This window comes from Ruegeria sp. AN6 (assembly GCF_056540425.1).
The window spans coordinates 143,169-155,640 of record NZ_JBQFWR010000002.1 but is presented as its reverse complement, the minus strand read 5'-3'; the positions used below and the strand labels follow the sequence as shown (position 1 = coordinate 155,640).

8 protein-coding genes and 1 pseudogene are annotated in these 12,472 nt (G+C 56.4%); 8 read left to right on the top strand and 1 reads right to left on the bottom strand.

Translation table 11 applies throughout. From position 1 onward, the window contains the following. The first annotated feature begins 12 nt into the window (after positions 1–12). From ACR0MQ_RS04960 to ACR0MQ_RS04935, 6 genes are read left to right on the top strand one after another with little or no spacing between them, the layout of a single operon-like run. Positions 13–1,314: an amidohydrolase family protein gene (locus ACR0MQ_RS04960; RefSeq protein WP_480606370.1), complete on the top strand. Its 1,302-nt coding sequence runs from the start codon at positions 13–15 to the stop codon at positions 1,312–1,314. A gap of 39 nt (positions 1,315–1,353) precedes the next feature. Beyond that, a complete protein-coding gene (locus ACR0MQ_RS04955) occupies positions 1,354–2,337 on the top strand; it encodes a BMP family protein (RefSeq protein ID WP_170472737.1) in 984 nt (327 codons plus the stop codon). Next, the gene (locus tag ACR0MQ_RS04950) at positions 2,315–3,712 is read left to right on the top strand and encodes an amidase (protein ID WP_480606367.1); all 1,398 of its coding nucleotides are present in this window, start codon (positions 2,315–2,317) and stop codon (positions 3,710–3,712) included. Before ACR0MQ_RS04955 ends, ACR0MQ_RS04950 begins: the two co-directional genes overlap by 23 nt. After that, positions 3,709–5,229: an ABC transporter ATP-binding protein gene (locus ACR0MQ_RS04945; protein WP_480606364.1), complete on the top strand. Its 1,521-nt coding sequence runs from the start codon at positions 3,709–3,711 to the stop codon at positions 5,227–5,229. The genes ACR0MQ_RS04950 and ACR0MQ_RS04945 overlap by 4 nt, the downstream gene beginning before the upstream one ends. Next, positions 5,219–6,262, top strand: a complete 1,044-nt coding sequence (locus ACR0MQ_RS04940; protein ID WP_170772480.1) for an ABC transporter permease — start codon at positions 5,219–5,221, stop codon at positions 6,260–6,262. The genes ACR0MQ_RS04945 and ACR0MQ_RS04940 overlap by 11 nt, the downstream gene beginning before the upstream one ends. Next, positions 6,259–7,200 (top strand): ABC transporter permease, encoded by a 942-nt coding sequence (locus ACR0MQ_RS04935; protein WP_170542746.1) that lies wholly within the window; start codon positions 6,259–6,261, stop codon positions 7,198–7,200. Before ACR0MQ_RS04940 ends, ACR0MQ_RS04935 begins: the two co-directional genes overlap by 4 nt. Before the next feature lie 111 nt (positions 7,201–7,311). Here ACR0MQ_RS04935 and ACR0MQ_RS04930 read toward each other — a convergent pair. Next, positions 7,312–8,409: pseudogene (locus ACR0MQ_RS04930) on the bottom strand (tyrosine-type recombinase/integrase). A 351-nt stretch (positions 8,410–8,760) separates the two neighbouring features. Here ACR0MQ_RS04930 and ACR0MQ_RS04925 point away from each other — a divergent pair. After that, a complete protein-coding gene (locus ACR0MQ_RS04925) occupies positions 8,761–10,404 on the top strand; it encodes a hypothetical protein (protein ID WP_170772482.1) in 1,644 nt (547 codons plus the stop codon). 171 nt (positions 10,405–10,575) lie between these two features. Continuing rightward, positions 10,576–12,465 (top strand): PhoX family protein, encoded by a 1,890-nt coding sequence (locus ACR0MQ_RS04920; RefSeq protein ID WP_170772484.1) that lies wholly within the window; start codon positions 10,576–10,578, stop codon positions 12,463–12,465. The last annotated feature ends 7 nt before the right edge of the window (positions 12,466–12,472 follow it).

The following is a 12,472-nucleotide window of genomic DNA, read 5'->3' as shown; positions in this document are numbered from 1 at the left end:
GGGGGAGGATGAATGCTCGACATTATCATCAGACAAGCCCACCTGCCAGATGGCCGAGGGCCGCTGGATATTGCGATCAAGGGTGACCGCGTCGCAGAAATTGCCACCAAGATCGAGGCTAACGCGGGCGAAGAAATCGATGCGGCTGGGCGCTTGGTTTCACCCCCCTTTACCGACCCACACTTCCATATGGATGCGACCCTGAGCCTTGGATCGCCTCGCATGAACGTCTCGGGGACACTATTGGAAGGCATTGCGCTTTGGGGTGAGCTGAAGCCCCTGCTGACACCTGAAGCAGTGATTGACCGTGCCATGCGATATTGCGACCTTGCCGTATCGCAAGGGTTATTGGCTATCCGTTCGCATGTGGATGTTTCATCCGCACCTTTGGTTGGCGTTGAAGCACTGTTGGAGGTCCGCAAGCAGGTCGCCCCCTATATTGATCTGCAACTGGTAGCATTCCCGCAAGATGGTCTTTACCGAACAAAAAATGCGGAAGAAAACTTGATCCAAGCCCTTGATATGGGTGTCGACGTGGTAGGTGGCATCCCGCATTTTGAGCGTACGATGTCGGAAGGTGCCCGGTCGGTCAGGAGACTGGCCGAGATAGCGGTGGACCGTGGCCTGATGCTGGATTTGCATTGCGATGAAAGCGACGATCCAATGTCGCGACACGTGGAATCCTTGGCCTATGAGACCACGCGCCTTGGGCTTGGCGGGCGAGTTACAGCAAGCCATGTCACGGCAATGCATTCCTATGATAATTATTATGCCTCGAAGCTTATTCCTCTGATTGCGGAAAGCGGCATGAACGTGGTGCCCAACCCGCTCATCAACATAACGTTGCAAGGTCGCTCGGACACCTATCCGCGCCGTCGGGGGCTGACCCGAGTGCCAGAGCTGCGCGCGGCAGGTGTAAACGTCGCCTTCGGGCAAGATTGCACAATGGATCCATGGTATTCGCTTGGGTCTGCCGACATGTTGGAAGTGGCCCATATGGGCGTACATGCAGTGCCCATGACATCCCGAGAGGCGATGGAGTGGGCTTTTACATCCGTCACCCAGAACGGCGCCAAGGCTATGGGCCTGCCTGATCCCACAATCCGCAAGGGCGGCCCTGCCAATTTGGTTGTACTGCAAGCGCGTGACCCGATTGAAGCTGTTCGCATGAAAGCCACCCGCCTTGCCGTCATCAAAAACGGAAAGGTGCTGGCCCGCACAGAACCCCGAATGGCCGCGCTTTCGTTGCCCGGTCGCCCCACGACCCTGGACCCTGCCGATTATGCGCCCAGGCCCAATATTCACGAAGCTTAATAACAAGAACAATTGCCACCACCAGAAGAGGATCTACCAATGAAACTCACTACAACCCGCCGTCAACTGATGGTCGGCGCTGCGGCCACGCTGGCCCTGCCGGCATATGTCCGCCGCGTGAATGCACAATCAGCGACCCGAGTCGCCGGCGTGCATATGTCTCCGGTTGAAAACGCATGGAACAGCCGTATCCATGTGGCGATGCAGGAGGCTGCCGATGCTGGTTTGATCGAGTATGAGTTCTCAGAGGGTGTGGCTCCGACTGACTATCCCCGCGCGATGCGTGAATATGCCGAAGGTGGTGCGCAAATCATTTGGGGTGAGTCCTACGCCGTGGAACGCGAAGCACGCGAAGTGGCGGGTGATTACCCCGACACTGCGTTTCTGATGGGGTCTTCCGGCGGGCCGGAAGGTGACAACTTTGGTGTCTTTGGGACCCGTAATCACGAGGCAGCCTATCTTGCCGGGATGCTCGCGGGCCAAATGTCAGAAAGCAACGTTTATGGCTCGGTCGGTGGCTATCCGATCCCTGAGGTGAACCTGCTGATTAACGCCTTCCGCATGGGTGTGAGTGAAGTGAACCCGGACGCCACATTCGTCAATGGCTTTATAGGTGCGTGGTTTGATCCGGCCCGTGCGCAGGAAGCTGCGATTGCCCAGATCGATGCGGGTGCGGATATCCTGTTTGGCGAACGCATTGGTACCGCGGATGCGGCCCAAGCGCGGGGTGTTAAGGCCATCGGTTCGCTTATCGATTATACGCCGCGCTACCCAGGCACGGTCTTTGCCAATGCGATCTGGAACTACGGTCCTACCATTGAGGCAATCGTGGCTGATGTTCAGGCCGGCAATCCAACCGGGCGCAATTACACGGAATATTCCTTTATGGCCCATGGCGGCAATGAGCTGATTTATGTCGCCGACGAAGTACCTGCCGACGCCATACCTGGGATGGAGGCCAAACAAGCCGCGATCCAATCCGGCGAATGGGACGTGCCGATTGACGAAAGCGAACCCTCCTGATCCCGAGGGTTTTGAGGTGACCGATGCCACGGCTCTTGCAGCTGCCATTTCGGCGGGGCAGATCGCTGCCTACGACGTGATGGAAGCCGGTCTTGCCGCCTGCTACGAACGGGCGGATTTGGGGGCCGTGGTTTATCTGGACGAAGATATGGCGCGCGCCGGGGCAAAGGCGGCAGACGCATTGCCGCCAGACCAACGCGGACCATTTCACGGGGTTCCGTTCTTGGTAAAAGATCTTGGTGGTTTTGCCAAAGATCTTCCTGCGACGGCGGGGTCCTCGGCAATCCGTGCTCAGGGGTGCAAACCCGAGAATGACAGCCATCTGCTGCAAGGTCTCCGCCAGACCGGACTCATCCCTTTCGGCCTGACTGCAACACCTCCGTTTGGCCTATCCCTGACATGCGAGCCTGATGGCATGGCTGCGACTTGCAACCCATGGAATTCCTCGCTGACGCCCGGTGGTTCATCCGGTGGTGCCGCGGCGGCAGTTGCTGCGGGAATCGTTGCCATTGCGCATGCCACGGATGCAGCCGGGTCTATCAGGGTACCCGCTGCTTGCTGTGGATTGACCGGACTCAAGCCTTCTCGTGGTGCGGTGCCCGGTGGCCCTGATTTCGCCAATCACCTGATGGGGATCGCGTCTGAATTGGTCCTGGCGCGGTCAGTACGCGATGTGAAGACCGCCTTTGACGCGGTAGCCCAGCCCATGGCCCCGGTCCATCTGCCGGAACGCCCCCGTGTCGCAGTGGCATTGCCAGAGCGTTGCGGAGCAGTCCAGTGCCAGGCCGCGAAAGCTGCTGCAGACGCGCTGCGCGATTCAGGTTGTGAGGTGTATGAAGTTCGCGCCCCCGACCGGCTGGGGACCGAAGCTCATGCAATTGCGCGAACCATACTGGCTGTTTCGTTGGCCGAGTGGCTGACAGCGCTCAGGATCCCCGATGATAAGGTTCCACCGCTTGCCGCGGCCATGGCTGCCGAGGGTCGGGCAACACCTGCAACAACGCTTTTTGCGGCCTCACGACAGCTCGCACGTCTGACAAATCGCGCTAACAAACTTTTCAGGTCTGCTGATGCCATCCTGATGCCGGTCCTTTCGTCTGCGCCGCCTGTAGTTGGTGCTTTGGACCTGTCTGGCACTGCTCCCGATAAACACATGGCGCAGCTGGAGGCTTTTGCCCCGAACGCGGCAATTGCCAATGTCGCGGGCCTGCCTGCTTTGGCGTTGCCTTTTGGCATGGCTAACGGCTTACCGCTTGGTGTTCAGCTGGTCGGTCCACCCGGTGCTGATTTCGCGTTGCTGAAACTTGGTGCAGTGATCGAGGCCCGCGCGCCCGCAATTCCTTTTCCGTACCCAATCGCAGGGTTGCCCGCATGACCAAAGTTCTGGAACTACACGGCATTACCAAGCGTTTTGGTGCGCTTACCGCCAACGATGATGTGACCCTCACACTGGAGGAAGGGGAAATCCTTGCGCTGTTGGGTGAAAATGGAGCGGGTAAGACGACGCTGATGAATATCCTGTTCGGCCATTACGCAGCCGATGAAGGCTCGGTCAGGGTATTTGGAAAAGAGCTGCCCCCGGGCCTGCCGCGCGCAGCGATCGAGGTAGGTGTGGGGATGGTACACCAGCACTTCACGCTTGCGGGCAACCTCTCGGTTCTGGAAAACGTTATGCTTGGTTCCGAACCCCTGACGCGCGCACGTTCTGCCCGGAGTGAGGCGCGTAAGAAATTGTTGCAAATCGCAGAGCGGTTCGGCCTGCCTGTGAACCCCGAAGCCAAGGTCAGGTCACTGTCCGTGGGTGAGCGCCAGCGCGTCGAAATTCTCAAAGCGCTCTATCGCGACGCGCGCATACTGATCTTGGATGAACCTACTGCCGTTCTGGCCCGGCCCGAGGCGATGCGCCTGTTCGAGACGCTGCGCGATATGACGAAAGAGGGCCTCTCGCTTATCTTCATTAGCCACAAGCTGCATGAGGTCATGGCAGCCTCTGACCGTGTTGCGGTGCTTCGTGGCGGTGAGATGGTCGCAGAACGCAATACACCTGAAACCACACCTGAAGAATTGGCGGAACTGATGGTTGGCCGCAAGGTGGAACGGCCTGTACGTCATGACCACGAGATCGGCGCGCCGGTTCTGGTTGCTAACAATGTGCGCGTGGAAGAGGGCGGTGAGGTACGGCTGGATGAAGTGTCATTCACCGTCCATGCTGGTGAGATCCTTGGTATCGTCGGTGTTTCAGGCAATGGGCAGGCTTCGCTTGGTGGATTGCTGTCTGGGTTGGTTCACCCAATTGCCGGAAGATTGACACTGCTGGACGAGGATATCGGCCATCTGGGGCCGCGCGGCATGATCCGCGCTGGCGCAGGTCGGGTGCCGGAAGACCGGCACGCAGAAGGTGTCGTGGGTGAGTTGAGCCTGTGGGAAAACGCGGTGCTTGAACGGCTGCGCACACCGGAATTTTCGCGTAGGGGCTTCGTTCGGCAACGCGCGGCTCGCGAATACACTTCGGGCTTGATCGAACGTTTCGATATCCGAGGCGCCGCTCCTGATACGCGAACGCGGCTATTGTCCGGGGGTAATATGCAAAAGCTGATCCTTGGTCGGGTCCTGACCAACGGGCCGCGATTTGTGCTCGCAAACCAGCCGACGCGAGGTCTTGATGAAGGGGCAATTGCTTCGGTTCATGCCGAGCTTTTGGCAGCACGGGCCGAAGGTGCCGCGATCCTGCTCATTTCGGAAGAACTGGAAGAAGCTGTGGCCTTGTCAGACCGAATACAGGCCATCGTAAAAGGTCGCTTGTCAGAACCGATATCGGCTGATGAAGCCGACCCACAACGCCTTGGCCTAATGATGGCAGGTGTCTGGAAGGAAAATGATGATGCGGCTTGAACGACGCTCGCATGTGCCGCTGCACCTTGCGATCATTGCGCCACTGGCCGCGATCTTAACTGCATTGCTTTTGGCCGCAGGTCTCATCGCTGCTGCTGATGTAAATCCGCTAACGGCTTATGGCGAAATGGTGAATGGCGCATTCGGCTCGCGCCTTTCCATCGCCGAGATGCTGACCCGCGCTACTCCGCTTGTCTTTACGGGGCTCGCCGCTGCTGTCGCCTTCCGAGCGCGGCTTTGGAACATCGGGGGCGAGGGACAGTTCTTTGTTGGGGCGCTGATCACCGCTTGGATCGGTCATTCACTCGGGGTTCCAGGGTGGATCGGTGTTCCGATCTTGATGTTGGCAGGCATGGTGGCGGGAGCGGCCCTGTTGGCTGGACCTGCCTTTTTACGCTTGCGTTTCGGCGTAGATGAGGTGGTGACAACCCTGCTGCTCAACTTCATCGTCATCCTTTTCGTTGGCCTCATGATTGAGGGTCCTATGCGCGATCCGCTGGCCTTTGGGTGGCCCTCTTCGGTGCCCGTAGACGGGGATTACCGCCTTCCGGATCTGATCCCCCGTACACGTCTTCATATCGGGTTGCTTGTTGCTATCGCTGCAGCAGGTGCTGTTTGGCTGATCCTTGCGCGTACTGTTTTTGGTGCTGAAACACGCGCCGCAGGCTTAAACGCCAGTGCCGCTGCCTTTGCCGGAATTTCTTTGCCCCAAACGATCATGGGTGTAGCCCTGCTTTCGGGCGCTTTGGCAGGGCTTGCCGGGTCTGTCGAAGTCATGGGGGTCACTGCGGGTGTCACCACAACTATGAGCCCCGGATTTGGTTATGCAGGCATTGTTGTCGCGATGCTCGCCGCTTTGCATCCGGCTGGAGTGGTCGCTGCCGCTGTTTTCGTCGCCACCGTCTTTGTTGGGGCCGACGCCATGAGCCGTGCGATGGGTGTTCCCAGTTTCATTGCCGATGTGATTGTAGCGCTGTGCCTGCTCACCATGATCGTGGCCCTTCTTTTCACAACCTACCGGGTGCGCCGATGAGTGATGCAATTGATCTGCTGCTGAATACCAGTCTTTGGGCTTCCGTGCTGCGTATTGCGACACCGCTCATATTTGGTGTTCTTGGCGCGTTGCTTTGCGAACGTTCGGGCGTGCTCAATCTGGGAATCGAGGGGATCATGACCATGGGGGCGATGAGCGGTTGGCTTGTCGTTTACATGGGCGCACCATTGCTTGTAGGCCTCATTTTTGCAGCGGTTTGCGGCGCGATGATGGGATTGCTTCATGCCATATTGACAGTTCCACTTGGGCTTTCGCAACACGTCTCAGGGCTGGGCATAACGTTGTTTGCATCCGCTTTAGCCTATTACCTGTACAGGTTGCTTGTTGAGGTAGGAGATCTTCCCCCCACGATCGAGGCTTTTAAGCCGCTCGATATTCCTGTCCTGTCAGATATTCCCGTTTTGGGACCGATCCTGTTTTCCCAAGCTTTGCCGACCTATCTGGCGCTCACTGCGGTGGCTGTGATGGCCTATGTTCTTGCCCGCACGCCGTTGGGGTTGGCCATTCGTATGACCGGTGAGAACCCTCATGCGGTTGAGGCGCAGGGGCTGAACCCGATCCGTATCCGTATCGGCGCAGTTGTTGTCGGGTCGGCTTTGATGGCGGTGGGCGGGGCCTTCCTGACCACAACGGCGTTCAACAGCTTTTTCCCGGGCATGGTGCAGGGGCGCGGTTGGATCTGCATTGCATTGGTAGTCTTCGCTGGCTGGCGGCCCGGTAAGGCTCTGATTGGCGCGATGTTGTTCGCTTTCTTCGATGCATACCAACTGCGATTGCAGACAACGGTTGAGGGGGTGCCATATCAGTTGTTCCTTATGGCGCCGTATGTACTTTCGATCGTTGCGCTCGTCCTTGTCGCCCGCAGAGCGGAAGTACCCGCAGCGTTGATGGCACCCTACCGACGAGGTGAACGTTAGTAGCATTCGTTCGCTCATATTGGCCGGCACCAACGAAATTCCAGGAAAAGTATTTGTTCAGGCATATCAAGTTCGAATAACTCGGGGTCTACTGGCCAAATCCAATCTCGCTTAGTCATTACAATCCATCGAGTTCCTTCCAACCTTCAGATCCAATTCCCGACAAACAGCTTCCATGGCTGGCCTGAGTGCCGCCAGCGAAGGCTTCACGTAACGCTGCCCTGCGATCGAAAGGGGTGTATGGTTGAGCAATCGTCCCACAATCCCCTCAAGTACACCCGCCTCCATTGCCACCGTTGCAAATGTGCGGCGATGGGTATGTGGTGACCACCCCATTCTTGCGGGGCCGCTGAGATGACCTGTTGGAGATTTGGGCGAAGGGAAAACCCATCTGCGGCTCAGTCCACGCATCGGAGCCAGTATCTCATGATGCAATTGTAAGATTGGTAGATCAAAGCTACGACCGTTCTTGGTCATTGGCAGGTGAATATAGTCCTCGTGTACATTGCGCCACTCCAAAGTCAGTGCTTCGGCTTTTCTCAATCCTGTAAACAAAAACAGCTCTTAGAACACCCAGTGGATTGGATTATGTAAGATTTCTATGGTCTGTCTCCAGGCAATGAAATCGTCGATAACCGAACTGTCGGGAGTTTCCTCAAACCATTCAATGGCCAGCGTTGGGCATTCTGGCGACTCATGTACACGACGAGCATGGTTCCAAACAGTTCGGAAGTATTTGAGTGTATGGTTAGCTGTTGATGGCGTTGCCGCCATCGATTGGTGCTTCTCAACAACCATTCGCTTCGTGATGTCATCTAACTACAGACGAAGCCAATCTTTCAGGTGTCGTTCGACTTGTTGTCGAAGACCTTGTTTGTGAGCTTCCGAACGAGGATTGGGGCGCGCCAGATAAGCCTCCATCGCTTCGGCAAGGGTTGGCGCCCCAATCTGGATTTTCTTTCCGGCCCCTCTGCCCCAATCCAGCGCAAAACCTAAGGCTGTTTGACGTGCTGCATCTGCCGAAATCATCGGATGCCGCCCAATCGGAACCCGCCGGGTCTGACCTCCAACACCCTTCTGAAAATACCAAGTCTTTGACTTCTTCCGAACGAAAAGAACGAGCCCTTTAATCTCGCTGTCCCAGTGCTTGGCGGTGCCAGTTTTTGTCTGCGGAACCTTGCGCGCAAAGGTCTCAGTAAGTTTTAGCATTTTGTCAGCTTTTTGTCGGAAGTGAATTGAAACACAAAGATACTCAAGGAACGAGCATCAATAAAAGAAATACATATAATTAACCATTTGGCAAAAACAGGAATGTCTTGGAAACATATTACATCAGCTTGGAAGGCTAATATCTTACCACTACACAACGCCCTCTCAGCACGGACGCTGAGTATTCCATGCACTCACGATCGCCAAGAAGCGAAATCATTTCGATACACGCATTTTCAGACGCTATTCTTAGTGCCCCCAAAGCCTCGCTCAAAATGTGCTATCCTTCAGACATCCGCCGACAGGCGCTGCTCGCTCTTCCTCGGCGGATATCACACGGGGGATTGATTGATGACCGAATTTGACCTCGGCACGTATAGTCGTGCCATAACAACTTCATCCGATAAAGCTCAGGAACTATTCGACCAGGGTCTGGTCTGGTTGTTCGGATATAATCATGAAGCTGCAGCCGCCTGCTTCGAACAAGCACTGACCTATGACCCGAAATGTGGCATGGCTCATTGGGGTGTCGCCTATGCCATTGGCCCCAACTACAACAAGCCGTGGGAGTTTTTTGAGCCCGATGAAAAAGTCGCAACGCTCGAGAAAGCCCAACAGTCAATCGAGGCGGCTATGGCTTTGCGCAAAACATCTACGCAGGCCGAGGCCGCTTTGATCGAAGCGATATCACATCGTTTCCCTTCGGACCCCGAGATCGAGGATTACACACCTTGGAATGACGCGTTCGCGGATTCAATGCGTGAGGTCTATTCAAACAATCCAGACGATCTTGAGGTCTCATCCGTATTTGCCGAGGCTTTGATGAACCGCTCCCCATGGCAGCTTTGGGATTTGAAGAAAGGGATACCTGCCGAAGGGGCTTCGACCAAAGAGGCACAGACCGTATTGGAAACAGCGTTTGATACCCTGCCTAGCGCTTGGGACCACCCAGGGCTGCTGCATATGTATATCCATCTGATGGAGATGTCGCCTACACCCGAAAAGGCCCTGCGACATGGGGATCGGCTGGTCGATTTGGTCCCAGATAGCGGACACCTGGTGCATATGGCCACGCATATCGATGTCCTTTGCGGTGACTATCAGAATGTCGTCTGGCGCAATCATCGAGCCGCAGCCGTTGATCAGAAATACGAAGCGATGGCAGGAGGTGAGAACTTTTATACCGTCTATCGTGTCCACAATGTGCATTTCGAAGCCTACGGCGCCATGTTCCTTGGGCAGCCTGAAAAGGCACTCGCTGCATCGGAAGAGCTGATGCGGATGCTGCCTGACAATGTGATCCGGTTCTTCCCAGACCTGTTTGAATCTTTCTATGGCAAGAAGGTCCATGTCATGGTCCGATTTGGCATGTGGCAGGAAATTCTGGATGAACCACTGCCCGAAGATGCCGAACTATACAGCTACACAACGGCCGCGATTCAACAGGCACGCGCGGTCGCACTTGCAAACCTGGGACAGCTGGACGCCGCCAAACAAGCCCGTGAAGTGGCTGTTGAGGCGCGCAAGTCGGTGCCGGAAAGCCGTCTGGTCTTCAACAATACAGCCGAGGATGTATTGATGATTGGCGAAGCCATGATGGATGGTGAGATCGCTTTCAAATCCGGAGACCAGGAAGGCGGACTAACCCATCTACGTCGGTCGGTCGAACTGGATGACGCCTTGGTCTATGACGAACCCTGGGGGTGGATGCAGCCGACGCGCCACGCGTTGGGCGCGTTGTTGATGGAGGCTGGTCAATTTGACGAGGCTGAAGCGGTCTACCGCGCCGATCTAGGCCTTGACGATACGCTGGCGCGCGCCTGCCAACATCCGCGCAATATCTGGAGTCTTCATGGCTTGCACGAATGTCTGATGCAGCGCGGCGAAGAGACTGAAGCGCGGCATATCAAACTCCTGCTGGATCAGGCGGCGGCGCGCGCGACGGTTCCGGTTCACGCATCCTGCTATTGCCGCAGCAAGGTGAGAGCTGCCTAGCCGTCCTCACCTATGTAGCGGTTGTAATTTGTTCAGACCCGTGGGCAAATCAGTACTGGTTTGCCCCCCAACGACGTGTAAAAATTACTTGATAAAATTTTTTATATTTCTGTCATCTGAGCGCCCTACACTCGCTGAACGAAATTGCATTCCGACAGCCAGGAGCTATCCATGAAAGACTTCGATCCTACAAACATGTCCGCCGATGATTGGGATGAGCTGCACTTCCCTCGCCCCGAGGAAAACGATTTTGATCGCGTCGTCGAAAGTGCCATCTCTCGCCGCGGATTTCTGGCGGGTGTTGTAGCATTCGGATCGGGTGCTGCAGCCATGGGTGCAGGTCTATTGACCTCAACCGCAGCACAGGCTGTTGGAGCTTCGCGCTTTGCCTTCACCCCGATCCCTGCGCAGACCGATGGCACCGTCCACGTGCCCGAACACTATGAGTGGAAGATGCTGATGCGCTGGGGTGATCCGCTGTTTTCGGAAGCGGACGGTTATGATCTGACCGATGGCGGTTCTGTTGAGAACTCTGACAAGATCTTTGGTGAGAACACCGATGGGATGGAAACCTTTTCATTCCAGGGTCACGAGTTGATCGCGATCAACCACGAATATCCGAACCGAAAGATAAACCTGCCTGCCGCACAGGAGGGAGTGCCTGCCAGCGCAGATGACGTTCTGAAACTCCAGAACATTCAGGGCGTGACCGTGATGGAGATCAAGGAAGGCCCTGAGGGCTGGGTGGCCGTAAAGGACAGTCCTTTCAACCGCCGGATCCACCACAATACGCCGATGAGGATCGCCGGCCCTGCTGCGGGGCACGAGTTGCTGAAGACCGAATCTGATCCCACCGGCACCGCGGCGCTGGGTACGATGAATAACTGTGGTTCGGGCAAGACGCCTTGGGGCACCTACTTGACCTGCGAAGAGAATTTCAACGGTTACTTCGGCTCCTCTGATGAAAATGCCAGCTACGACCAGAAGGTCGCAGATGGCATGAAGCGCTATGGCATCAAGGCCGAAAGCTGGAATGGTTACGAGTTGTTTGATCCACGCTTTGACACCTCGAAAAACCCTAACGAACCACATCGCGCAGGCTGGATCGTTGAAATCGACCCGACCAAGCCCGACAGCACCCCGGTCAAGCACACCGGTCTGGGCCGCTTCAAGCACGAAAATGCCGAGGTGGCACTGGCGGCCGACGGTCGTGTCGTGGTCTATATGGGCGACGATGAGCGCGGCGAGTACCTTTACAAATTCGTCTCGAACGCTGCCTACGCTCCCGGTGTCGACACCGAAAATCTGCTGAACGACGGAACACTTTTTGTCGCCAAATTTAACGACGACATGAGTGGTGAATGGCTGCCTTTGACGCCCGAATCTACAGGTATGGATGCGGTCGAGATCCTGATCTTTACCCGTATGGCCGCTTCGGCAGTGGGCGGCACCACCATGGACCGCCCGGAATGGGTGGCCTCAAGCCCTGTTGCGGTTGAGGCCTATTGCTGTTTGACCAACAACAAGAACCGCGGCGTGAAGCCAAATGCCGGTGGGGATGACACCTCGGCCAACGGTCCAAACTCGCGCGACGCCAACAAATACGGTCAAATCGTGCGCTGGCGCCCTGCGAATGAGGATCACGCGGCCACAGGCTTTGATTGGGACCTATATGTCATGGCCGGAAACCCGACCGTACATTCGGACGACCGCGCTGGGTCAGCGAACGTGAATGAGGGCAACCTGTTCAACTCGCCAGACGGTATGGCGATCGACTCGACAGGTCTGGTCTGGATTCAGACGGATGGCAAAGACAACAACGAAGACGATTTCGCTGGTAATGGCAATAACCAGATGTTGGTTGGTGATCCGGTCACCGGCGAGATCGTGCGCTTTATGACCGGTCCTAATGGCTGCGAGGTCACCGGCCTGGCCTGGTCTACCGATCTGCGTACCATGTTCGTGGGCATCCAGCACCCCGGCAGCAATTGGCCCGATGGCGGTACGCCACGCTCATCGGTGATCGCGATCAAACGTACCGATAACGGGCTTGTTGGCTAAACCGGTC

What these genes read in the sequence shown, in the direction of transcription:
- ACR0MQ_RS04925 (WP_170772482.1), top strand. Translation starts at nt 8,761, where the DNA reads ATGACCGAATTTGACCTCGGCACGTATAGTCGTGCCATAACAACTTCA.
- ACR0MQ_RS04960 (WP_480606370.1), top strand. Translation starts at nt 13, where the DNA reads ATGCTCGACATTATCATCAGACAAGCCCACCTGCCAGATGGCCGAGGG.
- ACR0MQ_RS04920 (WP_170772484.1), top strand. Translation starts at nt 10,576, where the DNA reads ATGAAAGACTTCGATCCTACAAACATGTCCGCCGATGATTGGGATGAG.
- ACR0MQ_RS04955 (WP_170472737.1), top strand. Translation starts at nt 1,354, where the DNA reads ATGAAACTCACTACAACCCGCCGTCAACTGATGGTCGGCGCTGCGGCC.
- ACR0MQ_RS04945 (WP_480606364.1), top strand. Translation starts at nt 3,709, where the DNA reads ATGACCAAAGTTCTGGAACTACACGGCATTACCAAGCGTTTTGGTGCG.
- ACR0MQ_RS04940 (WP_170772480.1), top strand. Translation starts at nt 5,219, where the DNA reads ATGCGGCTTGAACGACGCTCGCATGTGCCGCTGCACCTTGCGATCATT.
- ACR0MQ_RS04935 (WP_170542746.1), top strand. Translation starts at nt 6,259, where the DNA reads ATGAGTGATGCAATTGATCTGCTGCTGAATACCAGTCTTTGGGCTTCC.